The following is a 25454-nucleotide window of genomic DNA, read 5'->3' as shown; positions in this document are numbered from 1 at the left end:
CACACTATCGACTTCTGCGGGTGAGGTCTCGCCACACCCACTCGATCTCGTCGGCAATCTCCTCCGGATCGTCGTGCTCCCAGTAGTGGAGCGGTAGCCATCCCATCTCCTCGAGGGCGGCGTCCTTCTCACGATCACGTTGCTGATTCCTGAGCAGCTTAGCCCGCCACCAGTCCCTGTTGTTAACCGGCCATGTCCCGTGGACCGGACAGGCGTGCCAGAAGCACCCGTCGATGAAAACCGCGATCCGGGCACGGGTGAAGGCGATGTCAGGGGTGCCCGGGAGGCCGCGGTAGTTGACCCTGAATCGCAGGCCGCGGCGGTGCAGCTCGGACCGTACCGCCCTCTCGATGGCCGACCCCGCCCGCGGCATCCTCCGCATCTGGTCGCGGACAAGGAGATTGAGCGGCTTCGGGCGCTCCCCCACCGTCGGCTCAGGGGAGGGATCGTTCATGGTTCCATTGTGCCACCGCCGCCGGTCTACGCCGGCGGCGGGCGGCCAAGGGACGCCGCATCACCGCGGCGTCGACAAGCACCTTAGCGGCGCTGGACGGCCTCGCGGCCCTCCCAGATGTCGCGGACCTCGTCTGCCTCGGGCTCGTTGAGGTAGCGCTCGAGGGAGGAGTCGAGCTCGTTGACCCACTCGGTGTGGTGTCGGGCGGCCATGGTTCCGGTCATGACGGAACGGTAGGTGGCGTTGCGGTAGCCCATGATGTCGTCCTTCTTGTCCTGGACCCAGGACTTGAGGATGCGGGCGACCTCGTGGAGGTCGAACATGGGGTAGTCGGTCTGGGAGATGAGGTCGCGGACGTAGTCGGTCTGGAAGTCGATCTGGTCGTCGGCGGTCTCCATGGCGTCGAAACGCTGGCGCCAGGTGGCCATGTGCGCGCGCTGCTCCTCAAGGGAGGGCAGTGCGATGCGGCCGAGGATGACGTCGCGGACGTACCAGGCCTGGGCGTCGAACATGTTGAAGGTGAGCCACTGGTCCTGGGCGCCGAGCCAGAACATGCGGTTGTTCACCTCGGAGACGACTCCCTGGTAGAGGTGCTCCGGGTAGAGGTTGTTCGGGGAGTGCAGCGCCAGCTCGGAGGGCAGGAACGGGTAGTGGTGCAGGTAGCCGGTGCACAGGACGATGGCGTGGAAGTTCTTCGACTCGCCGTTGACGAAGTGGACGGTGTTGCCGTCGATGTACTTGATGCCGGGCTGCTCCTCCATGCCCTCGGGCCAGTCGTAGCCCATGGGCTCGGTGCGGTAGCTCATGGTGACGGAGCGGGCGCCCATCTTGTAGGCCTGGGAGCCGATGTCCTCGGCGGAGTAGCTCGCGCCGATCATGAGGACGTCCTGGTTGGCGAAGCTCTCGGCGCCACGGAAGTCGTGGGCGTGGACGACGAAGCCCGGGAAGGTCTCGATGCCGTCGAAGTCCGGGTAGTTCGGGAAGGAGAAGTGGCCGGAGCCGACGACCACGTAGTCGAACTCGCTGGTCTCGGTCTCGCCGGTCTTCAGGTCCTCGACGGTGACGGAGAACATCTCGGTGTCGTCGTTGAACTCGACCCAGCGCACGACGGTGGCGAAGCGCACGAGCTTCTTCACGTCGGACTGCTTCACGCGGCCATCGATGTAGTCCCACAGCACCTCACGGGGCGGGTACGAGGAGATGGGCTTGCCGAAGTGCTCGTCGAAGGTGTAGTCCGCAAACTCGAGGACCTCCTTCGGGCCGTTCGACCACAGGTTGCGGTACATGCTGGAGTGGACCGGCTCGCCGTACTTGTCGGTGCCGGTGCGCCAGCTGTAGTTCCACTGGCCACCCCAGTCGTCCTGCTTCTCGAAGCAGACCAGCTCCGGGATCTCCGCACCCTTCTCCTTGGCGGACTCGAAGGCCCTGAGCTGGGCGATTCCGCTCGGGCCGGCTCCGATGATTGCAACGCGCTGCTTAGTCAAGCATGCCTTTCCGGCCCCTGCGAGGGCCTTGGTCCGTCACGTGCAGGGGCAGGGCCCGGTGGGGGCCGCGCCGCGCGACACGCGTGTTGTCACTGCGTTCTGTCGGTGGCCATTCAGCGGCACGATGGAGGCTGCGCCGGCCGGGGAGCGTCAGAGGGGGCCACCGCGCCCGGGACCGTCCGTGGCCTGTCCGGCCTGCCGTGGTCGCGGGTCTGCAGCAGCCGCCGTTCATAATGGAAAACTCTGAACTGGGCCACACCCGAGGTATTAGGTTATCACAAAGTGCGGGCTTATGCATGTGTAGGCAGTTATTAGGGCCCTGAAGAGGCTTTTCGGCGTCCGCCGCCTCACCACCCAACCCCCTTATTGCAAATGTTTTTCACTATGGCGGTACACTGCGCGGGCACGCTCACCACGCCCATCAGGAAGGCACCCCCTTGTCCCCTCACACCCCCGTCACCGTGCTCTCCGGATTCCTCGGATCCGGCAAGACCACCCTGCTCAACCAGGTCCTCAACCACCGCGGCGACAAGAGGATCGCCGTCATCGTCAACGACTTCTCCGAGGTCAACATCGACGCCGCCCTCCTCGCCGACGAAGGCCACCTCGTGCGCGGCGAGGACCGCTTCGTCGAACTGACCAACGGCTGCATCTGCTGCACCCTGCGTGAGGATCTCGTCGAGTCCGTGAGCACGCTCGCCACGACCGGCGGGTTCGACCACCTCCTCATCGAGTCGACGGGCATCTCCGAGCCGATGCCGGTCGCCGCGACCTTCGAGTGGGAGTGGGAGGACGGCACGCGACTGGCAGACCAGGCGCCCATCGACACCATGGTCACGCTTGTCGACGCCCGCCAGTTCCTCGATCAGATCCGCCGCCGCGCCACCCTCGCGGAGGCGGACCGCGCTGCCGCCCCGGAGGACGAGCGCACCGTGGCGGACCTGCTCACCGACCAGGTCGAGTTCGCCGACCGGATCTACGTGACGAAGGCGGATCTCGTCGATAAGCAGCGCCTCGAGCAGACCATCTCCCTGGTCTCCGCGATGAACCCGCGCGCCCGGGTGGGCGTGCTGGTCAACGGCCTGGCGGAGGGTCGGCCCATCGTCGACGAGATCCTCGGCGCCCACCTCTACGACGAGAACACCGCCCGCACCTACGAGGGCTACACCGAGGAGCTGGAGAACCCGCACACCCCCGAGACGGAGGAGTACGGCATCAGCTCCGTCACCTTCCGCTCCGAGCGCCCCTTCCGCCAGGAACGCCTGCTGGAGGTGCTGCGTTCCACCGTCGGTCTGGTGCGCTCGAAGGGCTACTGCTGGATCGCGGAGAACATCCAGACAGTCCAGGTCTGGCACCAGGCGGGCCCGGACCTGAGCATCCGCCCCGCCGCCCTGTGGGGACGCACGGACCTCACGCCGGGCAGCGAGATCGTGCTCATCGGCATCGACCTCGACGGCGCCGACGTGCTGCGCCGCCTGGAGAGCGCCACCCTCACGCGGGAGGAGATGGCCGACGCCCTCCTCGCGGCTCAGGCGTAGAGGGCGCTGGCCACCCGCTGCCGGGTGGCCGCCACCACCGGATCAGCGGGGTCCAGGAGCGCCAGCAGCTCCAGCGCCCGCTCCCGGACGCGCGGCTCCCCCACCCGGGCGGCCAGCAGTTCCACCGCCTCCCCCGGCTGGTCGAGCATGACCAGCGCGTCCGCGGCGTCCAACACCTTATCGACGTCCCCGGGGTCCTCCACCGCCGCCTGGACCGGGTCCCGCGTGCGGTCCATGCGCTGGACCCGCACCAGGACGGACACCGCCGCCCGGGCCCGCAGCAGGACGGGATCCCCCGGCGCAGAGGCGAGCATCTCCCCGTACACGGCCACCGCCCCGGCGAAGTCGCCGCTGTCGACGGCCTCGGCGGCGCGACGCAGCTGCGCCTCGCGCCCGAACGCCGCCGGCACGGAGTGGGTGTCCTCCTCCCCTGCCTCCCCCGCCTCGTCCAGCCCGCGCAGCCGCCCGCCGGTGCTGCGCACCACCTCCTCGACCCAGTCGGCGATGTCACGGCCGGGCAGTCCGGGCTCGAACACCGCGACGGTGGTGCCGCCGGCCACGGCGAAGGCACTGGGCACCTGACGCGGCCGGAACTGCACCGCGGCACCCGGGTCCTTGTCCGGGTCGAGGATCCCCAAGATCCAGCGCAGCCCGGCCCCTTCCGCGAGGGAGGTCAACCGGGAACGCAGTTCCTTCATCCCGCTCTGCAGGGGTGCCCCGATGAGGACGATCACCGGCACCTGCTGCGAACGCTCGATGACCTCGGCGGCGAGGTTGACGCCGGTGACGGACACGACTGGGCGGACGGTGCCCTGTTGCTGTGGTTCGGCGGGCGTGGTGGGTGTGGTGGTCGCGGTCAGAGCTACGAGACCGGCGACCACGGCATCGCGGTGCCGGTCGGGGGTGCAGCCGTCATGGACGTGGGCGGGATCAACCATGACAACGATCCTAGTTGATAATCATTACCGTTTAGTCGGTGAGGTGGTGGCCGCGACCACGCTGCCCACCGCCCACTCCGCCGGCCCCCGGCGGAACCGCCACCGCCACAGGGAGGCGAACACGAGGAAGCCCAGGAGCTGCCAGAGGAAGAGCTCCGGCCACAGGGAGTCGGCTTGTTCCGGCGACATGAGGGAATAGACCGGGCCCAGCCCCACGAACGTGCCGTTGGCGATGGTCGTGATGATGACGTGCGTGACGTAGATCGTCAGCGACATCGCCCCGAAGGCCCGCAGGGGGTACGTCACCCACACGAGCGCCGCGAGTCGGCACGCCAGGAGGCAGGCGCCGATGAGGGCGGCGGCCAGGCCGGCGGAACCGAGGACGTCGAGAAGCCCGCCGGAGTGGGGCTCACCCTGCAGCCACTCCCCCAGGAGGTTGAGCTCGTCGTAGGGGACCGTGCGGAAGTCGGTCAGCTCGAGGGTGATCTGCGCCAGCGCGAACACCGCCAGCCCGGTCGACAGCAGCACCGTCTCCCGGCGCAGCGCCAGCCGGTGGATGAGCAGGCCGAGCAGCGTGTACGCCAGCCAGGCGGTGACAGGGTACGGGCCGTTGACCAGGTCGTCGAAGAACTCGCTCTCCCAGGCGAACGGGAACGAGTACTGCGCCGCCAGCACCAGCGGCCCCAGGACCACCAGCCCCGCCAGGAGCACCACCTGCCACCGGGCACGCCAGCCGAGGACCGGCAGGAGCAGGATGTAGGACACCCCGATCGCCGTGAGCACGACCGCGATCCCGTGCTGCAGCGCATCCAGCAGCACGCCGAGGCCGACGAGGATGACGGCGCGGGTGAGCAGGGCGAAGCGGGCGTCGGCAGGCGCGGTGGTGCGGGAGGAGATGATCCCCATCGACACGCCCGCGAGCACCGCGAACAGCACGGAGGGGTAGCCGTCGGTGAGGAATCTCGACGGGCCGATGTGGGCGGACATCATGCCGATGATCGCCCACGCGCGGGCCAGGTCGAGGCCGTGGATCCGGGTCATTGGTCCAGATTAAGGGACGTCACGTCCGCGTACCGGGCGGGCAGCGTCGATCGCCGGTGAACAGTGGGCTCCCGGGCGGCGGGATCGGGCGATGCTCACCGGCGATCGACCGTGAGGGCCGGCAGATGCTTCACGACGTCCCCCGCTCCTCGACCAGACAGTCGATGAGGACGGGGGTCATGCCCGTCGAGGTTAGTCCGCCCGGAAGCGGGAGACCGCGAGCAGGCCCACCGCGAGGAGCCCCACCGGCACGAGCATCGCCGTGCCCATGGCGGCGCCGAGGCTGACGGTCCCCTCCCCCGTCTGCATCACGGCCCCCAGCGCGGCGGCGCCGAGCACCGCTCCCACCTGGCGGGAGGTGTTGTACACGCCCGAGCCCGCCCCGGTGAGGCGGACCGGCAGGTCGCGCATGGTGATCGCCGAGTTCGGGGACCACGCCAGCGCGTTGGCCGCGCCGAGCAGGACGATCGGCAGGAGGAAGAGCGGCACCGGGGCCGCCAGGTGCATGAACGCGGCGAAGAGGACCATCCCGGAGATGAGCGCGAGGAAGCCCGCCCGGGAGATCAGCCCCGGCGGCAGCCGGTCGGTGAGTCGGCCGGCCATCGGTGCCAGGAGCACGGAGAGCACGCCCATCGGCACGAGCATGAACCCGGCCGCCTGCGGGGACAGTCCGGCCCCCTGCTGGAGGTAGAGCATGATCGGCAGGTTCACGGAGTAGACGGCGAAGCCGAGCGTCGACACCGCGACGATGCCCAGGCGGAAATTGTGGTGGGCGAACAGGGCGGGCGGGACGAGCGCCCCCTCCCCGGTGCGGCGCTGCAGCCACACGAACACGGCGAAGGCGACCGCCCCCACGAGCAGCACGCCCCAGATCCACGGTGCCCACGCGTACTCCGGGCCCTGCTGCAGCGCGAAGACCACGCCGAGCACGGCGACGAGGGAGACGAGGGCGGAGGTGGCGTCGATACGCGCGACCGCCTGCGGGAGGCGCGGGACGAAACGGTGGACCATGAACAGGGACACCAGACCGAGCGGCACATAGAAGAGGAACACCGCCCGCCAGCCGACGGTGCCCACCAGCAGGCCGCCGATGACCGGGCCGAACAGCCCCGTGGAGCCGGCGACGGCGGACCACACGCCCATCGCGGTGCCGCGGCGCTCGCGCGGGAAGATCCGGTTGATGATGCTCAGCGGCTGCGGGTTGATGAGCGACCCGCCCAGTCCCTGCACGGCGCGCAGGGCGATGAGCCACTCGATCGTCGGGGCGAAGGCGCAGGCGAGGGCCGCGAGCGTGAACAGCGCCATGCCGGTGAGGTACACGCGGCGCTGTCCGAAACGGTCCCCGAGACGGCCGGTGACCAGCAGCGGGACGGCGAAGGTGAGCAGGTAGACGGCGGAGACCCAGACGACCTGGTTGAGGGTGGCGTCGAGGTCGCGGCGGATCTGCGGGAGGGCCACGGCGACGAGCGACTGGTCGAGCAGCGTCATGAACAGGCCGACGCACAGCGCCGCCAGCGCCCGCCAGGACCGCTCCCTGCTGACGGTGTTCCCGGGCATCTAGGCGATCTTCTCCAGCTGCACGCCGGGACCACCCTCGAGGGTCTCCCGTCCGAAGGCCCACACTGCGGCGGCCGCCAGGCCGATGACTCCGCAGATGAGGAAGCCCAGCTCGAAGCCGTAGCTCTGCGCGACGGCACCGATGAGGATCGGCCCGATGATCGCGCCGAGGTCCTGGGACATCTGGAAGTTGGCCAGCACCCGGCCGCCGGAGCGCTGGTTGCCGATGACGTCGGCGAGCACCGCCTGCTGCGCCGGGTTGAGCATCCCGGCGCCCGCGCCGGAGAGCGCGGAGACGATGAGCAGCGGCCAGAAGCTGTCGGCGAAGCCGATGGCGCCGGTGAACACGGCGTTGACGACGAGCCCCGAGATGACCAGCGGCTTGCGTCCGAGGGAGTCGGCGAGGCGTCCGGAGAACTGCAGTGTCACCGCGTTGCCCAGGGCGAAGGCCGCCATCGCGAGGCCGGCGATCGCACCTCCGTGCTGGAACACCGCGGCGGCGAACAGCGGCAGGGTGGCCACGCGCACGCCGAAGTTGACCCAGCCGAACGCGAATCCGGACACCAGCGCCGAACGGTAGGCGCTGTCACGGACGGCCTCGCCGAAACGCATCGGCGGCTGCACGTCCTTCTTCTTCCCCTCCCCGTCACTGGCGCGGCGCGGCATCCGCCACCAGACAACGAAGGCGGCCAGCGCCACCGCGGCACCGTAGATGACGAAGGGGGCGCGCATACCCAGCATCGACAGCGCCGCTCCCACCACCGGGCCGATGACGTTGCCCACGAGGAAGGCGGTGGCGTACACCGCGGAGGCCCGGCCGCGGATCTCCGGCGGCGCGATCCGCACGATGAGCCCCATGGCGGAGACGGTGAACATCGTCGAGCCGATGCCGGCGATGCCGCGCAGCAGCAGGATGTGCCAGTACTCCTGGGCGGCGGCCACGAGCGCGGTGGTCACGGCCACGGTGAGGAGTCCGGTGAGGTAGACCCGGCGGGACCCGATGGTGTCGATGAGGCGGCCGGACACCGGCGCGAAGAACAGCCGGGAGGCCGCGAAGATGGAGACGACCGCTCCGGCGGCGGCCATGGAGACGTCGAAGCTGACGGCGAACTGCGGGAGGATCGGGGCGATGAGTCCGTAGCCGAGGGCGATGATGAACGCCGCGGTGACGAGCACCCAGATCTCGGTGGGGATCTGCGGGCGGACCTGTTGTTGACTTGTCATATCACTGCTCAGGGTACCCCCTGCCCGCCCGAACAGCCCTTTCGCACAAATGTTCCATATATCGAACAGGCGTGTCATTGGTCGGCCCTAGAGTGCGGGGCATGTCGATCAACCACCTGCACACCCCGTCCACCGTCGCCACCGAACTCCGCCGCCACGAGGCGGACACCCTGCGTGACATCCACTCAATCCTCCACCACCCGCGTTCCCTCGCCCGTCCGGCGGCCAGCTGGCGTCCCCCGGGCAAGACACTTCCCGACGGGCTGCGGCTCACGGTCACCCGCCACCGCGTCGGTGAGCGCGTCCGGGCCCGCGTCCGCGGCTTCGGCGAGGACCGCGAACCCGCCTACCTGGTCACCCTCCGCATCACCGACGCCCGCGGCGCCGTCGACCCGGTGCGGGCGGAGGGCTGGGTGCGGGCGCTCGTCGAGAATGCGCTTGTCGACGCCGTCCACGAGATCCCCAGCGGCCGCGCCGCCACCTACGTCTGGCTTGTCGACGCCGCCCACCACCCCGTCCACTCCCCCGCCTCACTGTTCGCGGGGTACAGCGCCGCCGCCTGAGCCGGCTAGAGCGCGTCGAGGTAGCGGTAGATGACCTCGAAGGGCGGCGTGACGATCGAGTTCACGGAACCCGCGATGAACGCCGAACGGGAGGGGCAGTAGAACGCGAAGGCGCCGTGCACGCCCGTGTGCCCGAGGATGAGCGGCGCCGGGACCAGCGGCGACAGGATCTTCGGCAGCCCCATCGCCATCATGCCGCTGCCGTAACGCAGCGGACGGTGCTGGATGCGGCGCAGCTGCGGGTCCTGGATGTGCCCGTGGTCGAAGATCCGGCCGGTGTGGAAGGCCCGGATGAACACCAGCAGGTCCGGGGCCGTGGAGATGACGCCGGAGGAACCCAGCGAGCTGGAAAGGTACCGCGAGGACCACACCACGTGCTTGTCGGTGCGGACCTCCGCGTAGTCGTGCCGCCCCGGCCGCACGAAGGTCGTGTGCTCCATCTCCAGCGGCGTGATGATGTAGTGGTTCGCCAGCTCCTGGTACGTCCGGCCCGTGGTGTGCTGGGCGACCTGGCTGAGCAGCTCCGCGTTGAGGTCCGAGTAGTGGGCACGGTTGCCCTGGCCGGGCGGGAACTTGGCGCCGTTACGGGCGGCCGTCTCCATCTGCTCGTCGACGCTGACCACCCGGTCCCAGTCCACGATCTGGTCGATGACGTCGCGCCCACCCGGGTCCTTCGTGTCCTCCCAGCTGGCCAGCCCCGAGGTGTGGTCGATGAGGTGGCGGACGGTCAGCTCCGAGCCGTAGTCCTCGCCGCGGATGACGTGCAGCCCGTCGAGCGAGCCGGCCGGCACGCGGGAGGCGATGAGGGTGTCGTAGCTGAGCTGCCCCTCGTCGATGAGGCGGAAGATGATGGCGTGCGTGAACAGCTTGGTCACCGAACCGCTGGCGAAACGCGAGTCAGGGTCGAGGGGTCCGGTGGTGAACAGGTGCCGGAAGGAGCCGTCGGCACGCTCGATAGCCACGGACACGTCGCCGAGCTTCGACATCTCCGCGACCTTCTCGTCGACGGCCCGGAACCGTTCCTCCCGCGGCGGACGCTGACGTAGGCGGGCAATCCGCTCATTCACCAACGACACCGGAAACTTCGAGGACAACGCCACGACCCACTCCACTCCTGCTCATTCCGACGGCCCTTCACACCCTGCGCATCTTAGCCGTCGCGGGAGAAACGCACAGTGGACGATCGACGAGGCTCAGGCCTCGTCGTGGTCGGCCTCGTCCTCGTCGTCCTCGTCATCGAGGTCGTCGAAGTCGTCGTCCTCGTCGTCCTCATCGTCGAAGTCGTCGTCCTCGTCGTCTTCGTCATCCTCGCCCTCGTCGGCGCCGAAGAGGTCGTAGACGTCCGGCTCGTCGAACTCGTCCTCGTCGAAGGGGACGAGCTGCTCCTCCCAGTCCTCGGCCTGGTCGGCGGCGAGCGAGATGACGTCGAAAAGCCTGTCGAAGTCGGTGAACACGCCGAGGTCGAGGACCTCGTCGGTGGCCAGCTCCACCTCGGCGGTGAGGTCCGCGAACATGCGCTGGCGGTCCTCCTCGGTGAGCTGGGCGTCGCCGTCGGACTCCCAGAGTTCGTCGATGGCCTGGTCGATGAGGTCCTCGAAGGACTCCCCGATGGCGACGAACTGGACGACCGCGGACGGCACCCCGTCGATGACCTCGACGAGGACCTGCAGCTCAGAGTTGTTGCCCACCTCCGCGCGGACGAGGTTGGCGTTGACGGCGTCCTGGTAGAACTCCAGGTCGCCGATGCGCTCGTCGGTGCCCTCGAGCAGGTCGCGCAGCACGGTGACGACCTGGTCGGTGGCGACGTGGCGCGCGACGGTGTCGACGGCGTCCTCGACGGAGAAGACGACGGAGACGAGGACGGCCTCGAAGTTCTCGTCGTCCTCGTCGACGTCGGCGGCCGCGATGTAGACGTTGGCGGCGGGCATGTGGGGGTCGATCTCCACGAACTGGATCTCCAGGTCGGAGGTGATCGGGACGAACATGGTGTCGTCGTGCACGCGGGACTCGATGCCCTCTGCATCCAGGGCGGCGGCAATGTCCTCAAAGAAGCTCATGGTGGTGGAAATCCCTTCCCGGTTGTTCTCTTGTCGACGACCGCCAACGGCAATCCCGCACCAGCCTAGCCGCGCGCGCCCCGTCCTGCCCAGCGTTTCGCCACCTGCGGGAGAACCCGGGCGGCTACCGCCCCAGCTCCGTGCTGATCATCAGCCCCAACTGCTCCAGCAGTTCGGGGACGCCGTTGCCCCACTCCGTCATGTCGTAGTCGGCCCAGGCGCGGCGCTGCCCGTCCTTGGGGTCGTACTCGACGTGCGGGGGGTCGTCGAAGACCATCGTGGCGCGGGCGGGGATGGTGTCCGAGGGCGGCCCGTAGGGGGGCCACTCGACGCCCGGCCGGCCGTGGTGGATGAACTGGCCCCAGTGGTACTGCATGCGGTCGGTGAGCTCGGCCATGCCCTCCATGCCGCCGAAGCGGGTGATGCCGGAGGTCCGCGACGCCCCCGGGTCACCGAAGATCGAGGAGAGCTCGAGGGAGTGCATCGCGCCCAGCCCCAGCCAGCGCAGGGCGGCGGGGGCGTAGTCGAAGCGGTACATCCACGTCGGCGCCACGAGGTTGTGGTCGGTGGCGAGGCGCACGGAGGGGGCCCAGAAGAGGGCGTCGGCAAGCAGTTCCGCGAACTGGCCGCGTTCGTAGGCCCCGGAGTAGGCGTCGAGGACGCGGTGGGCCTCGGTGGAGTCGAAGGCGGAGAGCAGGCGCAGGGCCGCGCGGGAGCGGGCGGAGTTCCGCATGTAGAAGAGCTTGGAGAAGCTCGCCTCGTCCGAGTTCGTGCCCAGCAGCAGCGGCACCTTCATCTGCTGGCCGTCCCCGAAGGCCCGCAGGGGGTGCTCGAGGAGGAGCGTGCCGTCGACGGTCGGCGCGTAGGTGGTGTTGAGGTGCATGAAGCCCTGGCCGCGCCACATCATCGACTGCCCGGCGCGCACCAGGTCGTGGGGGTGCTCGGCGCGCAGGTCACGCAGCGTCGCCTGGCGGGGCAGGGCCATCTGGTAGACGAGCTCGCGGGCCCACAGCTCGGACTGGGCGCGTGAGTGGACCATCGCCAGCGGCGGCGACTGGGCGATGGCGCGGTGGAAGAGGCCCTCGGCGGCGGGGATGGCCATGAGGGTCGCCACGGCCGCGCCACCGGCGGACTCCCCCATGAGCGTCACCTGGGTGGGGTCGCCGCCGAACTGGGAGATGTTGGACTGCACCCACTGCAGGGCCAGCAGCTGGTCGCGCACGGCGGGGTTGGCCACGCAGTCGTCGCCGATGGAACGCAGGTCGAGGTAGCCGAGTGCCCCGAGGCGGAAGTTGACCGAGACGTACACACAGTCGATGGCGGTGGCGAACTGGTAGCCGCGCAGCATCGGCTCGTGGGAGGAGCCCATGATGAAGGAGCCGCCGTGGAGGTAGACGACCACGGGCAGTTCGTCGTCGGTGTCCGGGCGGACGACGTCGAGGTGGAGGCAGTTCTCCGCGCCGACGACGCGGTCGGTCCAGGAGTAGGTCGGCTGCGGGGCGACCGGCCCGAAGCGGGTGGCGTCGCGCACGCCCCTCCAGTGGCGGGGGCGGCGGGGGGCGCGGAAGCGGTTGTCGCCGCCGGTGCTGGCCCCGAAGGGGATGCCGCGCCACGTCCGGATCCCCAGTTTCCCGTCGACCAGCCCCCGCACCGCACCCGCTGTGGTGCGGACCAGCGGTCCCGGGGTGTCGAAGGAGGTCATGATCACTACGGTAGTGAGCATGGTGAACTACGTCGACCGCGAAACCACACTCTGCATCTCCCTGGCTGCGCGTCCCTCGAATCACGGCGTGCGCTTCCACAACTGGCTGTACGCCGAACTGGGGCTCAACTACCTCTACAAGGCGGTCGCCCCGACGGACATCACCGCGGCGGTCGCCGGCATCCGGGGGCTGGACATCCGGGGCGCGGGCGTGTCGATGCCCTACAAGCAGGACGTCATCCCGCTTATCGACGCCCTCGACCCCTCCGCCGAGCGCATCAACGCGGTGAACACCATCGTCAACACCGACGGTGAGCTGGTGGGCTACAACACCGACTACGTCGCCGTCGCCTCGCTGCTGCGCTCCCACGGCGTCGACCCCTCCCTGCCGGTGGCGGTGCGGGGTTCGGGCGGCATGGCCAACGCGGTGGTCGCGGCGCTGGCCGACCACGGTATGTCGGGCACCGTCGTCGCCCGCAACGCGGAGACCGGCCCGGCCCTGGCGGAGCGTTACGGCTGGGACTGGTCCCCGGAGGAGGTGCCCGCGGGGGCCCGCCTGCTGGTCAACGTCACCCCGCTGGGCATGTCGGGTCTGGCCCCGGAGGCGCAGGCGTTCAGCGACGCCGAGATCACGGCCGCCGACATTATTTTCGACGTCGTCGCGTACCCGGTGCGCACCCCGCTCATCGCGGCCGCGGAGCGTCTGGGGCGGCCGTCGATCAACGGCGGCGAGGTGGTCGCGCTGCAGGCGGCGGAGCAGTTCGCGCTGTACACGGGCGTGCGTCCCACCCCGGAGCAGGTGGAGGCGGCGGAGGCCTTCGCCAACGAGGAGAACTCCTGAATCGGGAACAAACGGGTCTGACCCGGAGTTGGACAATGTGTATTCAATTAGAATCGGACAATAGGTAACCGCAACAGTCTGTAAGGAGAACCCATGGCCCTCATCAAGTCCACCCCGCCCACGACGGACGCCCCGGAGCAGGCCATCGTCGACGGCCTGGGTTCTGATCCGCAGGCGCTGGAGGCCGACGCCGGTCCTGCCGGCCGGGCGCTGATCCGCGCGCTCGACAAGGCGGTGTCGATCCAGTCCTCGGCGATCGAGAACTACGTCGACCGTCTGCGACGGAAGCATCCTGAGGCGAGTCCGGCGGAGATCCAGGAGCTCGTCGACAAGCACTTCCTCATGATCACCACCGGAACCGGCGCGGGGGCCGGCGCCGCCGCCGCGATCCCGGGCATCGGGTTCTTCACGGGCGCGGCCGCGATCGGCGCGGAGTCGATCGTCTTCCTCGACGCCGCCGCCTGGTACACGATGGCCAGCGCGCACCTGCGGGGCGTGGACATCTCGGAGAAGGAGCGCCGCAAGGCCCTCATCCTCGTGTCCCTGCTCGGTGCCAAGGGCACGGCGGTGGTGGACGCGTTCGTCGGGGACGTCGGCAAGTCCAAGGGCCTGCCGACCATGTCGACGGTCGCGCGGTTCTCCGCCCCGAAGCTCGGGGAGATCAACAACCGGCTCATCCGCATGGCGCTGAAGAACCTGTCCAAGCGTTTCCGCCGCGTGTGGCTGGGCAAGCTCATGCCGCTGGGTATCGGCGCGATCGCGGGCACGCTCGCCAACCGCAAGCTCACCCGCGCGGTCATCGCGAACTCGCGGGAGTCCCTGGGCGTCGTCCCGGCGACCTTCACCGTGCCGGTGGATTAGTTGCGGCGGCATTCCGGGCTCCGGGAGCTTCTCGACGCCCTCCGTGACCGCCGCGGCATCACCGCCGTCACGCTGGTCGCCACGGTGGCGGCGGTGCTCTTCGAGATCGCCATCCCGCTGCTGACCGGCTCGGCGGTCGACGTCGCCACCGGCGTCGGCGGGCAGGGCCCGACCGGTACCGATGCATCGCTGCGGCAGATCATCGTCGTGCTCATCCTCGTGGCGCTGGCCCGCTACCTCAGCCAGTTCCTGCGGCGCTACACGGCGGGCCGCCTGTCGATCGACACCCAGCACACCCTGCGCGTGCGCATCCTCGACCGGCTGCAACGTCTCGACGGCCCCGGGCAGGACCGGATCGTCACCGGGCAGATCGTGTCCCGGTCGATCTCCGACCTCAACGCCACGCAGGGGCTGGTCGCGATGGGCCCGATGGCGATCGGCAACGTCGTGCAGCTGTTCATCACCGCCGGCGTCATGCTGTGGGTCTCCCCCCTGCTCACGGTCATCGCCCTGGCGTTCATGCCGCTCATCGTCGGCATCGCCGTGTGGTCCCGGCGCTCGATGTACGCCGCCACGTGGGTCGCCCAGCAGTCGGCCGCCGACCTGGCCACCCACGTCGAGCAGACCGTCACCGGCGTGCGCGTGGTGAAGGCCTTCGCGCAGGAAGACCGGGAGGTCGACCACCTCGACCGCCTGGGACGCACCCTCTACGCCGCCAAGATGCGCGCCGCGAAGCTCATGGCCCGCTTCCAGCCGCTGCTGCAGAACCTGCCTCAGGTGGCCCTGGTCATCAACATCCTCCTCGGCGGCTGGCTGGTCATGGGGGGCCGCATCACGGTGGGCACCTTCTTCGCCTTCTCCGTGTACCTGGCCACCATGACCCGCCTGGTGGGCATGCTCTCCGGTCTGCTGGTCACCTTCCAGATGGGCCTGGCGTCGCTGGACCGCATCGCCGAGGTCCTCGACATGGCCCCGCAGGACCCCGACCCCGCCGACCCGCAGGACATCCCCGCAGGCCCCCTGGGTCTGCGCATCCGCGACGTGACCTTCCACACCGGCGGCCACCGCGTGCTCGACGGCATGAGCCTGGACATCGCGCCCGGCGAGACCCTCGCGCTCATCGGCCCCGCCGGCTCCGGCAAGTCGATGGCCGTGCAACTGGCCGGCGGCTTCTACCGCCCCGACGAGGGCACGTTCGCCCTCACCTCCGGGGGCCGGGAGGTCCCCTACGACACGATCACCCGCGCCGCCCTCCGGGAGGCGGTCACCGTCGTCTTCGACGAGGCCTTCCTCTACTCCTCCAGCATCCGCGACAACATCGCCATGGGGGCGGAGGCCACCGACGAGGAGATCCGCCACGCCGCCGCCCTCGCGCAGGCCACCGAGTTCATCGACCGTCTCCCCGAGGGCCTCGACACCGTCGTCGGCGAACGCGGCCTCACGCTCTCCGGCGGCCAGCGCCAGCGCATCGCCCTCGCCCGCGCACTGTTCTCCCGCCCGCGCGTGCTCATCCTCGACGACGCCACCTCCGCCATCGACGCCGCCACCGAGGCCCGCATCCTCGCCGGCCTCCGCAGGGAGCTCACCGACGTCACCGTGCTCGCGGTCGCCCACCGTCAGTCCACCCTCGACCTCGCCGAGCGCGTCGCCCTCATCGACGACGGCCGGATCACCGCCGTCGACACCGTCGCGGCCCTCGCGGAGGACCCCCGTTACCTGCGCATCATGGACCCCGAACCGGTCCCCCTCCCCGACCGCACGAACATCCCCGAGCCCGCCCCCGAGGAGCTGTGGCCGGGTGACGTCGAACGCGTGCGCACCGAGCACATCTCCACCCAGCCCGGCGGCATGGGCCGGGGCATGGGCGGCGGTGGCATGGGTGGCGGCATGGGTGGGCGCGGCCTGGGCAACATCTCGGCGACGCCGGAGCTGCTGGCGCGCGTCAAGAAGCTCCCGCCCGCCACCGAGGAGCCCGCCCTCGACTCCGCCCACCTGCGCGCCGACCGCGCCGCCTTCCGCGTGCGGGACCTGTTCCGGGCGGTGCGCTGGCTGATCGTGTCGGTCATCGTGCTGCTCATCGTCGGCGTGCTCACCGACCTCGCCTTCCCCACCCTCATGCGCTGGGCCGTCGACCACGGCGTCGCGCAGGGGGACATGGGTGCGCTGTGGCGCATCGCCGCCGGCGGCCTGGCCGTCGTCGCGGTGAGCTGGGCCGCGGCCACCGCCCTGGTGGTGCTCACCTCCCGCACCGGTGAGCGTCTGCTCTACGGGCTGCGGCTGCGCAGCTACGCGCACCTGCAGCGGCTGTCGATGGACTTCTACGAGACGAACCTCTCGGGCCGGATCATGACCCGCATGACCACCGACATCGACACCCTCAGCTCCTTCCTGCAGACCGGTCTGGCGCAGGCGATCGTGTCGGTGGGCACCCTGGTGGGCATCACCGCCATGCTCGCCTGGACCGACGCCGGGCTGTCGCTGGTGGCGGTCGCGGCAATCCCGCTCATCCTGGCGGCCACCCTCGTGTTCCGCCGGATCTCCTCGCGCCTCTACACCCGTGCCCGCGAGCAGATCAGTGCCGTCAACGCCTCCTTCCAGGAGAACATCAACGGTCTGCGCACCGCCCAGATGCACGGCCGCACCTCACTCGTGCTCGCCGAGTTCACCGCCGAGTCCGAGCATTACCGACGCCTGCGCACCCACGCCCAGACCGCCGTCGCCATCTACTTCCCCGGCGTCAACGCGATCTCACAGATCACCACGGCCCTGGTCCTCGGCGTCGGGGCCGCCCGGGTCGTCGACGGGGATCTCACCGCCGGCGTGCTCGTGGCGTTCGTCATGTACCTCGCCCAGCTCTACGGGCCCATCCAGCAGCTCGGCCAGATCTTCGACTCCTGGCAGCAGGCCGCCGTCGGCTTCCGCCGCATCACCGACCTGCTCGCCGAACGCCCCACCGTCGCCGACACCGGCACCCGCACCGCGCACGCCGCCGCGGAGGCTGCCCGCGGTCCCCTGACCCTCGACCACGTCGACTTCGCCTACTCCCCCGACGGCCCGCTCGTCGCCGAGAACCTCGACATCCGCATCGAGCCGGGCACCACCGTCGCCCTCGTGGGGCCGACGGGGGCGGGCAAGTCGACCGTCGTGAAGCTGCTCGCCCGGTTCTACGACCCGGTGCGCGGCCACGTCTGCGCCGACGGCACCGACATCCGCGAGTTCCCCCTCGCCGACTGGCGACGCCAGGTCGCCCAGGTCCCGCAGGAGGCCCACCTGTTCATCGGCACCGTCGCGGAGAACATCGCGTACGGGCGGCCGTCGGCGAGCGACGAGGACGTCGAGGAGGCCGTCCGCCGCATCGGTGCGCTCGACATCATCGCGGGCATCCCGGGTGGCTTCCGCCACACCGTCGGCGAGCGCGGCCGGGGCCTGTCCTCCGGTCAGCGTCAGCTCATCGCCCTGGCCCGCGCGGAGCTCCTGCGCCCTGACGTCATGCTTCTCGACGAGGCGACCGCCACCCTCGACCCGGCGACCGAGGCCGCCGTCCTCGACGCCTCGGCGCGGGTCACGCGCGGGCGCACGTCGGTGGTGGTGGCGCACCGCCTCGCGACGGCCGCGCGGGCCGACAGAATCCTCGTCGTGGATAAGGGACGTATCATCGAGGACGGATCCCACCCCGAACTGCTGGCCCGTGAGGGTGTGTACGCCGGACTGTGGCGTGCCCACCGCTAACGGGGGTGAAGTAAAGCCCCCGGCAGTGCGGGGGGCAGGGTATCATCACGCTACCCTGTAGTGGACAATTATTGTTGGCAAGACGACTGCACCATGAAGCAATGAAATGAGGCGAGCACCTGCCGTGAGCAGCGCAAGTACTTTCGGCCCGAATGAGTGGCTGGTAGACGAGATGTTCCAGCAGTTCCAGAAGGACCCCCAGTCCGTGGACAAGGAGTGGCGGGAGCTGTTTGAGAAGAACGGTGCCCCGCAGTCCGCTGCAACTACCGCAGCCCCCAGGTCGGCATCCCAGCCGGCGTCGGTGCCCAGCGCGGGCCCGATCGGTTCCGACAAGAACGAGGAGCGAAAGACCGTCGTGACGGAGCAGGCCAAGGCCGCCCAGGCCACCACCCAGAAGGCCGCCGCGGCACCGGCGCGCCCGGCCCGCCGCAAGCCGGTCTCCCCCATCGACCGCGCCGCCAACACCCCGAAGCCGGAGGCCGGCTCCACGCCGCTGCGTGGCATGTTCCGCGCCATCGCGAAGAACATGGACGAGTCCCTCGAGGTCCCGACCGCGACCTCCGTGCGTGACATGCCCGTCAAGCTCATGTTCGAGAACCGCGCCATGGTCAACGACCACCTGGCACGCACCCGCGGCGGCAAGATCTCCTTCACCCACATCATCGGCTACGCCATGGTGAAGGCGATCATGGCCCACCCGGACATGAACGTCTCCTACGAGATCAAGGACGGCAAGCCGTCCGTCGTCGTCCCGGAGAACATCAACCTCGGCCTCGCCATCGACCTCCCGCAGAAGGACGGCTCCCGCGCCCTCGTGGTCGCCGCCATCAAGGAGACCGAGAACATGGCCTTCGACGAGTTCGTCGAGGCCTACGAGGACATCGTCGAGCGTTCCCGCGTCGGCAAGCTGAAGCTCGATGACTACCAGGGCGTCACCGTCTCCCTGACCAACCCGGGCGGCATCGGCACCCGCCACTCCGTCCCGCGTCTGACCAAGGGCCAGGGCACCATCATCGGCGTCGGCTCCATGGACTACCCGGCCGAGTTCGCCGGCGCCTCCGAGGACCGCCTCGCCGAGCTGGGCGTGGGCAAGCTCGTCACCATCACCTCCACCTACGACCACCGCGTCATCCAGGGCGCGGAGTCCGGTGAGTTCCTGCGCACCATGTCGCAGCTGCTGGTCGACGACAAGTTCTGGGACCACATCTTCGACCGGATGAACATCCCCTACGCCCCCATGCGTTGGGCGCAGGACCTGCCGAACCGCGGCATCGACAAGAACACCCGCGTCATGCAGCTCATCGAGGCGTACCGCTCCCGCGGCCACCTCATCGCCGACACCAACCCGCTGCAGTGGATCCAGCCGGGCATGCCGGTGCCGGACCACCGTGACCTCGACATCGAGACCCACGGCCTGACCATCTGGGACCTGGACCGCACCTTCCACGTCGGTGGCTTCGGCGGCAAGGAGTCCATGACCCTGCGCGAGGTGCTCTCCCGCCTGCGCGCCGCCTACACCCTCAAGGTCGGTTCCGAGTACACCCACATCCTCGACCGCGACGAGCGTGAGTGGCTGCAGGACCGCCTCGAGGCGGGCATGCCCAAGCCGACCAACGCCGAGCAGAAGTACATCCTGCAGAAGCTCAACGCCGCCGAGGCCTTCGAGAACTTCCTGCAGACCAAGTACGTCGGCCAGAAGCGCTTCTCCCTCGAGGGCGCCGAGGCCCTCATCCCGCTCATGGACGCCGCCATCGACACCGCCGCAGGCCAGGGCCTCGACGAGGTCGTCATCGGCATGCCGCACCGTGGTCGCCTGAACGTCCTGTTCAACATCGTGGGCAAGTCCCTGGCCACCATCTTCAACGAGTTCGAGGGCAACATCACCCAGGGCCAGATCGGTGGCTCCGGTGACGTGAAGTACCACCTCGGCTCCGAGGGCACCCACATCCAGATGTTCGGCGACGGCGAGATCAAGGTCTCCCTCACCGCCAACCCGTCCCACCTCGAGGCCGTCAACCCGGTCATGGTGGGTATGGCCCGCGCCAAGCAGGACCTGCTGGACAAGGGCGACGACGGCTTCACCGTCATGCCGCTCATGCTCCACGGTGACGCCTCCTTCGCCGGCCTGGGCATCGTCCAGGAGACGATCAACCTGTACGGCCTGCGCGGCTACACCGTCGGCGGCACCGTCCACATCGTGGTGAACAACCAGATCGGCTTCACCACCACCCCGGACTCCTCCCGCTCCACCCACTACGCCACCGACGTGGCCAAGGGCTTCGACTGCCCGGTCTTCCACGTCAACGGCGACGACCCGGAGGCCGTCGTCTGGGTCGGTCAGCTGGCCACCGAGTACCGTCGCCGCTTCGGCAAGGATGTCTTCATCGACCTCATCTGCTACCGTCGCCGCGGCCACAACGAGGCCGACGACCCGTCGATGACCCAGCCGCTCATGTACGACCTCATCGCGGACCGCAAGTCCGTCCGTGCCCGCTACACCGACGACCTCGTCGGCCGTGGTGACCTCTCCGCCGAGGACGCCGCGATCGCGGCACAGGACTTCCACGACCAGATGGAGTCCGTCTTCAACGAGGTCAAGGAGGCCGAGAAGGAGGGCCCGCAGGAGCAGACCGGCATCACCGGCTCCCAGGAGCTGACCCGTGGCCTGGACACCTCCATCACCCGCGAGGACCTCGTCGAGATCGGCATGGCCTACTCCAACGCACCGGAGGACTTCGAGTTCCACCCGCGTGTGGCACCGGTGGCCAAGCGTCGCGCCGAGTCCGTCCGCGAGGGTGGCATCGACTGGGGCTGGGGCGAGCTCATCGCCTTCTCCTCCCTGGCGAACGAGGGCCGTCTGGTCCGCCTCGCCGGTGAGGACTCCCGCCGAGGCACCTTCACCCAGCGTCACGCCATCCCGATCGACCCGCGCAACGGCAACGAGTTCAACCCGCTCAACGAGCTGGCCGTGGAGAAGGGCAACGGCGGCAAGTTCCTCGTGTACAACTCCGCCCTCACCGAGTACGCCGGCATGGGCTTCGAGTACGGCTACACCATGGGCAACTCCGACGCCGTCGTCGCCTGGGAGGCACAGTTCGGTGACTTCGCCAACGGTGCGCAGACCATCATCGACGAGTACGTCTCCTCCGGTGAGGCCAAGTGGGGTCAGACCTCCGGCGTCATCCTCCTCCTGCCGCACGGCTACGAGGGCCAGGGCCCGGACCACTCCTCCGCCCGCATCGAGCGCTTCCTGCAGCTGTGTGCCGAGGGTTCCATGACCGTCGCCCAGCCGACGACCCCGGCGAACCACTTCCACCTGCTGCGTCGTCACGCACTGGGTACCATGCGTCGCCCGCTGGTCGTGTTCACCCCGAAGTCGATGCTCCGCATGAAGGACGCCGCCTCCCCGGTCGAGCACTTCACCGACGTGAAGTCCTTCCAGTCGGTCTACAACGACCCGCGTCTGGTCGACCTCGAGGGCAACATCATCGGCGACGCCGAGAAGGTCACCACGATCATGCTCTGCTCCGGCAAGGTGTACTACGAACTGGAGAAGCGTCGTAAGAAGGACAAGCGCGAGGACATCGCGATCGTGCGCGTCGAGATGCTGCACCCGATCCCGTTCAACCGTCTGCGCGAGGCCTTCGAGTGCTACCCGAACGCCACCGAGGTCCGCTTCGTCCAGGACGAGCCGGCGAACCAGGGTCCGTGGCCGTTCTACAACGAGCACCTGCGTAACCTGATCCCGGGTATGCCGGAGATGCGCCGTATCTCCCGCCGTGCGCAGTCCTCGACGGCCACCGGTGTGACCAAGGTCCACCAGCTTGAGCAGGCCCAGCTGATCGACGAGGCCTTCGCCTAGTCCGACAGGGTTCCTGACTCACCGCCGGCGCCCGGCTCCTCCTCGGAGGGGCCGGGCGCCGTTGTGCTTCCCGACGTCCGCGTCATCGGCGGGTACACCTGGGCGGCACAGTAGGTTCGGTCAGTACGGTCAACCACGAAAACCCGACTGAGCTGGTCATTACCGGTCTCCTACGAGCACGTCCAACCTCACGCGCACAGCACCGTGCTTCTATCTCCACATGGATATAAACGAAGTGCCAGTGGGAGTGATCATTGCGGTCACAGTAGGATTCGCCTTACGGCCGTCCGAGACCGTGGAGAGCTGGCTCGCCGTATGGCGCGGGATGCGCAAGCCGCCACCCGAGCCGGGTGACGAGGAGGCTGCCTGAACCTCCTCACCGAAACTCGACACGGGTGGCTGATCGACGTCCAGGGACGATCGCCAGTCGGGATGAAAAGAGAACAGGTGAGCCCGTTTGTGGTGTCAGGGATGTCGGTGGATTGACGTTTCACCTGTTTTCAGGCAGGTCCTAGTAACCCAGCCACTCTGCGACGACGGTCGAGACCGAAGACTCCTTCTCCAGCTCCTCGATGAGGGAGGCGATCTCCTCGGTGGTCAGCACGCGGGTGACGGCGGCGAGGGCGGCGGTCTCCTCCCGGTCGAAGAGGTCCCGGGAGAAGACGGGGACGATGCTCTCGGGAAGGTCGGGGACCTGCCGGAGGTGCACGTCCTCGGCGCAGCCCTGCGCGGAGGACGGGTCGGTGGTGGTGAGTGAACCGGGCAGCGCCCCGACGAACTCGCGGTGGGTCTGGTCGGCGGGGTCCTCGACCTTTCCGGCCGCGATCTCGGCGGACAGTTCGTGGGCGCGCACCGGGTCGAGGCGGTGGAGGAGGTTGCCGGTGCAGCCGATGACGAGGTCCACCTCCTTCTCCCGGAGGCGTGCCAGCCGGTTGAGGGGCTGGGGGGTGGACTCGCTGATGAGGTCGGCCTCGCGGCCCTCCTCGTTGAGGACCTGGAGGTAGATCTGCCCGAGGATCAGCTGTTCCGGGGAGTGCCCGGAGACGAGGATCCGGACGGGACGTTCGTGGTCGGGGTCCGGTGAGCGGCCGGGTTCCGCGGTGGAGCAGCCCGCGAGCCCCGCGAGCAGGGTCACGGCGGCCAGTGTGGCCGACCACACCAGCCTCCTCGGGGTGCGGGCGGCGGACGGGGCGGCATTCATGCCGATGAATCTACCCGGTCGGAGGCTGAATCCGGGCCAGACCCGAGCGGGCGATGATGTCGCGGGCCTCGGGGGCGCGGGCGGGGTCGCACAGCAGGTCGTAGCGGCCGGCGACGATCTCCGTGCGGGAGGTGAAGTCCCGTTTGCCGGCGGACAGGGCGTAGGGCACGGCGGCGGACACCATGCCGAAGACCACGCCCAGGAGCAGGCCGAGCAGCAGGGCGGAGGTCATGTCGCCGCCGAGGAAGCTGAACAGCAGTCCGAAGAACAGACCGATCCAGGCACCGGACGCGGCACCCCCGCCGATGACGCGCGGCCAGGTGAGGCGTCCGCTGACCCGCTCGACCTCCATGAGGTCCACACCGACGATGGTGAGGTCGGCGACGGGGAAATCCAGGTCAGAGAGCTTGTCGACGGCCGCCTGCGCATCCTCGTAGGAGTCGAAACTGCCCACCGGCCAGCCGGTGGGTCGGGCGCGCAGGGGTGGACGTTTCTCGGGGGAGCTCATACCTGTTCAACGAATCAGGAGTCCGTTTGGTTCCGGTCTAGAATTGGGTGTCATGAGTGCTGTCACCCGCGTGTACGCGGGTCGTCTGATCGGACTGCAGGTCAGAGGCCCGGATCTGGACCCCATCGGCCGTGTCCGCGACGTCGTGGTCACCATCCGTCCGCAGGGGCAGCAGTCCCGCGCGCTGGGTGTGGTGGTGGAGCTGGTGAGCCGACGGCGCATCTTCGTGCCGATGGGACGCATCGCGGCGATCGAGCCGGGTGACATCACCCTGGCGTCGGGTTCGGTGTCCATGCGGGCCTTCCAGGTCCGTGCGGGTGAGCTGACCCTCATGGGTGATCTGGTGGGTGCGAAGGTGCACACGGACGACCCGGAGCTGCCCCACCTGCAGGGTCGGGCAGTGGAGATCGCCGACATCGAGCTGGAGCGGGTGCGCACACGCGACTGGGTGATCACCAAGGTGGCGATGTTCGGTGCGCGCCCCAAGTTCGGCCGCGCCCCCAGCCTGTTCACCGCCCCGTGGAATCACGTCCACGGACTGTCCTCGGGTGGTGCCGGGCAGTCGGACGAGCTGGCGGAGCGGCTGGCGGGTTTCGACCGGATGCGTCCCGCGGACGTCGCGAACATCCTCCACGAACTGTCCAGCGACGAGCGGCACCAGCTGGCCAACGAGCTCAACGACGAGCGTCTGGCCGACATCCTCCAGGAGATGCCGGAGGATCATCAGGCGGAGCTGCTGGAGACCCTCGACATCGAGCGTGCCGCGGACGTCCTCGAGGAGATGGACCCGGACGACGCCGCCGACATCCTCCAGGAGCTGCCGGGCGACAAGGCCGAGGTGCTCCTCGAGCTGATGGACCCGGAGGAGTCCGCCCCGGTCCGTCGTCTCATGAGCTTCTCCCCCGACACGGTCGGCGCGCTCATGACCCCGGAGCCGCTCATCCTCACCCCGCAGACCACCGTCGCGGAGGCGCTGGCCCTGGCCCGCAACCCCGATCTGCCGACCTCGCTGGCGTCGATGGTCTTCGTGGTGCGTCCCCCGACGGCCACCCCGACGGGCCACTACCTGGGGTGCGTGCACCTGCAGAAGCTGCTGCGCGAGCCGCCCTCGACCCTGGTGTCGGGCATCCTCGACCCAGACCTGCCGCCGCTCTACGCGGACGACGACCAGGAGACCGCCGCCCGCTACTTCGCGACGTACAACCTCGTCTGCGGGCCTGTGCTCGACGAGGACAACCATCTGCTGGGGGCCGTCGCCGTCGATGACCTCCTCGACCACCTGCTGCCCGAGGACTGGCGTTCCGAGGGCCTGCGCCCGCGTAAGGAGACGCACCGTGGCTGACTACCTGGACACCCCCGTCGCGAAGCGCCGCTCCCGGCTGCTGCGTATCGACGACGACGCCGTCGGCGCCGGCGCGGAGCAGGTCGCCCGTTTCTTCGGCACGGGCCAGTACCTCATGTGGCAGACCGTCATCGTGATCGTGTGGATCGCGCTCAACGCGGGCGGCTGGTTCATCTGGAAGTGGGACCCCTACCCGTTCATCCTGCTCAACCTGGCCTTCTCGACGCAGGCCGCCTACGCCGCCCCGCTCATCCTCCTGGCGCAGAACCGGCAGGAGGACCGTGACAAGGTGACGCTGTCCGCGGACCGCCGGCGGGCGGAGCAGACGAAGGCGGACACCGAGTTCCTCGCCCGGGAGCTCGCCGGCGTGCGACTGGCCGTCGGTGACATGGTGTCCCGCGACTTCCTGCGCCACGAGCTGGAGGATCTGCGGGCTCTGCTGGAGCGCCTGGAGGCGAAGCTCGACGACGTCTCCGCCGATGTCGCCGACTCCCACGAGGACCTCTCCGAGCCCACCCAGGGTGACCTGGCGGACGACACCGGCCGCTGACT

At 69.2% G+C, this 25454-nt stretch carries 19 protein-coding genes; 8 read left to right on the top strand and 11 right to left on the bottom strand.

All coding sequences use genetic code 11. The features are described 5' to 3' along the window. Nucleotides 1-4: 4 nt before the first annotated feature. Both B842_RS05210 and B842_RS05205 read right to left on the bottom strand, forming a co-directional pair. Nucleotides 5-454 carry a very short patch repair endonuclease gene (locus B842_RS05210; protein ID WP_052437766.1) on the bottom strand — a complete coding sequence of 150 codons (450 nt, stop codon included), beginning with the start codon at nucleotides 452-454 and terminating at the stop codon, nucleotides 5-7. Nucleotides 455-537: 83 nt separating this feature from the next. Beyond that, nucleotides 538-1938, bottom strand: coding sequence for an NAD(P)-binding domain-containing protein (locus B842_RS05205; protein ID WP_040085549.1), 1401 nt, complete (start codon nucleotides 1936-1938; stop codon nucleotides 538-540). Between the two features lie 437 nt (nucleotides 1939-2375). On the opposite strand from B842_RS05205, the gene B842_RS05200 reads away from it, so the two are divergent. Then, entirely contained in the window at nucleotides 2376-3476 is a 1101-nt protein-coding gene (locus B842_RS05200) for a GTP-binding protein (protein ID WP_040085548.1), read from the top strand. On the opposite strand, the gene B842_RS05195 is transcribed toward B842_RS05200, so the two are convergent. From B842_RS05195 to B842_RS05180, 4 genes are all read right to left on the bottom strand, one after another. Further along, a complete protein-coding gene (locus tag B842_RS05195; protein ID WP_040085547.1) occupies nucleotides 3467-4414 on the bottom strand; it encodes a tetratricopeptide repeat protein in 948 nt (315 codons plus the stop codon). The genes B842_RS05200 and B842_RS05195 overlap by 10 nt on opposite strands. Before the next feature lie 24 nt (nucleotides 4415-4438). Beyond that, the gene (locus tag B842_RS05190; RefSeq protein ID WP_040085546.1) at nucleotides 4439-5455 is read right to left on the bottom strand and encodes a DUF418 domain-containing protein; all 1017 of its coding nucleotides are present in this window, start codon (nucleotides 5453-5455) and stop codon (nucleotides 4439-4441) included. A gap of 192 nt (nucleotides 5456-5647) precedes the next feature. After that, nucleotides 5648-7012: a DHA2 family efflux MFS transporter permease subunit gene (locus B842_RS05185; protein ID WP_040085544.1), complete on the bottom strand. Its 1365-nt coding sequence runs from the start codon at nucleotides 7010-7012 to the stop codon at nucleotides 5648-5650. Next, on the bottom strand, nucleotides 7013-8236 hold the full coding sequence (locus B842_RS05180) for an MFS transporter (RefSeq protein ID WP_040085543.1): 1224 nt from the start codon (nucleotides 8234-8236) through the stop codon (nucleotides 7013-7015). 101 nt (nucleotides 8237-8337) lie between these two features. On the opposite strand from B842_RS05180, the gene B842_RS05175 reads away from it, so the two are divergent. Next, nucleotides 8338-8799 carry a hypothetical protein gene (locus tag B842_RS05175; RefSeq protein ID WP_052437765.1) on the top strand — a complete coding sequence of 154 codons (462 nt, stop codon included), beginning with the start codon at nucleotides 8338-8340 and terminating at the stop codon, nucleotides 8797-8799. Nucleotides 8800-8804: 5 nt separating this feature from the next. Here B842_RS05175 and B842_RS05170 read toward each other — a convergent pair whose 3' ends face one another. The 3 genes from B842_RS05170 to B842_RS05160 all read right to left on the bottom strand — a co-directional run bounded on the left by B842_RS05170 (nucleotide 8805) and on the right by B842_RS05160 (nucleotide 12558). Continuing rightward, nucleotides 8805-9866, bottom strand: coding sequence for a serine hydrolase domain-containing protein (locus tag B842_RS05170; RefSeq protein ID WP_156119446.1), 1062 nt, complete (start codon nucleotides 9864-9866; stop codon nucleotides 8805-8807). A 126-nt stretch (nucleotides 9867-9992) separates the two neighbouring features. After that, the gene (locus B842_RS05165) at nucleotides 9993-10856 is read right to left on the bottom strand and encodes a hypothetical protein (protein ID WP_040085541.1); all 864 of its coding nucleotides are present in this window, start codon (nucleotides 10854-10856) and stop codon (nucleotides 9993-9995) included. Between the two features lie 124 nt (nucleotides 10857-10980). After that, nucleotides 10981-12558 (bottom strand): carboxylesterase/lipase family protein, encoded by a 1578-nt coding sequence (locus B842_RS05160; protein ID WP_040085539.1) that lies wholly within the window; start codon nucleotides 12556-12558, stop codon nucleotides 10981-10983. A 19-nt stretch (nucleotides 12559-12577) separates the two neighbouring features. Between B842_RS05160 and B842_RS05155 the strand changes: the two genes are divergently transcribed. The 4 genes from B842_RS05155 to B842_RS05140 all read left to right on the top strand — a co-directional run bounded on the left by B842_RS05155 (nucleotide 12578) and on the right by B842_RS05140 (nucleotide 21851). Beyond that, on the top strand, nucleotides 12578-13399 hold the full coding sequence (locus B842_RS05155; RefSeq protein ID WP_040085537.1) for a shikimate 5-dehydrogenase: 822 nt from the start codon (nucleotides 12578-12580) through the stop codon (nucleotides 13397-13399). Nucleotides 13400-13492: 93 nt separating this feature from the next. Continuing rightward, nucleotides 13493-14260, top strand: coding sequence for a hypothetical protein (locus tag B842_RS05150; RefSeq protein WP_174520268.1), 768 nt, complete (start codon nucleotides 13493-13495; stop codon nucleotides 14258-14260). Next, complete coding sequence (locus B842_RS05145; RefSeq protein WP_040085536.1) at nucleotides 14261-17989, top strand: ABC transporter ATP-binding protein; 3729 nt, start codon at nucleotides 14261-14263, stop codon at nucleotides 17987-17989. 124 nt (nucleotides 17990-18113) lie between these two features. Further along, nucleotides 18114-21851 (top strand): multifunctional oxoglutarate decarboxylase/oxoglutarate dehydrogenase thiamine pyrophosphate-binding subunit/dihydrolipoyllysine-residue succinyltransferase subunit, encoded by a 3738-nt coding sequence (locus B842_RS05140; protein ID WP_040085535.1) that lies wholly within the window; start codon nucleotides 18114-18116, stop codon nucleotides 21849-21851. A 511-nt stretch (nucleotides 21852-22362) separates the two neighbouring features. Here B842_RS05140 and B842_RS05135 read toward each other — a convergent pair. After that, complete coding sequence (locus tag B842_RS05135; RefSeq protein ID WP_156119445.1) at nucleotides 22363-23052, bottom strand: hypothetical protein; 690 nt, start codon at nucleotides 23050-23052, stop codon at nucleotides 22363-22365. 10 nt (nucleotides 23053-23062) lie between these two features. Further along, on the bottom strand, nucleotides 23063-23560 hold the full coding sequence (locus B842_RS05130) for a YflT domain-containing protein (protein ID WP_040085532.1): 498 nt from the start codon (nucleotides 23558-23560) through the stop codon (nucleotides 23063-23065). Nucleotides 23561-23612: 52 nt separating this feature from the next. Here B842_RS05130 and B842_RS05125 point away from each other — a divergent pair, with 52 nt between their 5' ends. After that, nucleotides 23613-24902 carry a magnesium transporter MgtE N-terminal domain-containing protein gene (locus B842_RS05125; protein ID WP_040085531.1) on the top strand — a complete coding sequence of 430 codons (1290 nt, stop codon included), beginning with the start codon at nucleotides 23613-23615 and terminating at the stop codon, nucleotides 24900-24902. Further along, nucleotides 24895-25452, top strand: a complete 558-nt coding sequence (locus tag B842_RS05120; RefSeq protein ID WP_040085530.1) for a DUF1003 domain-containing protein — start codon at nucleotides 24895-24897, stop codon at nucleotides 25450-25452. The genes B842_RS05125 and B842_RS05120 overlap by 8 nt, the downstream gene beginning before the upstream one ends. Nucleotides 25453-25454: the final 2 nt, after the last annotated feature.

The sequence above is a fragment of the Corynebacterium humireducens NBRC 106098 = DSM 45392 genome (assembly GCF_000819445.1).
GTDB classification, from domain to species: Bacteria; Actinomycetota; Actinomycetes; order Mycobacteriales; family Mycobacteriaceae; genus Corynebacterium; species Corynebacterium humireducens.
Note: the sequence above shows the minus strand (reverse complement) of the source record. Positions and strands in the feature narration are given on the sequence as shown.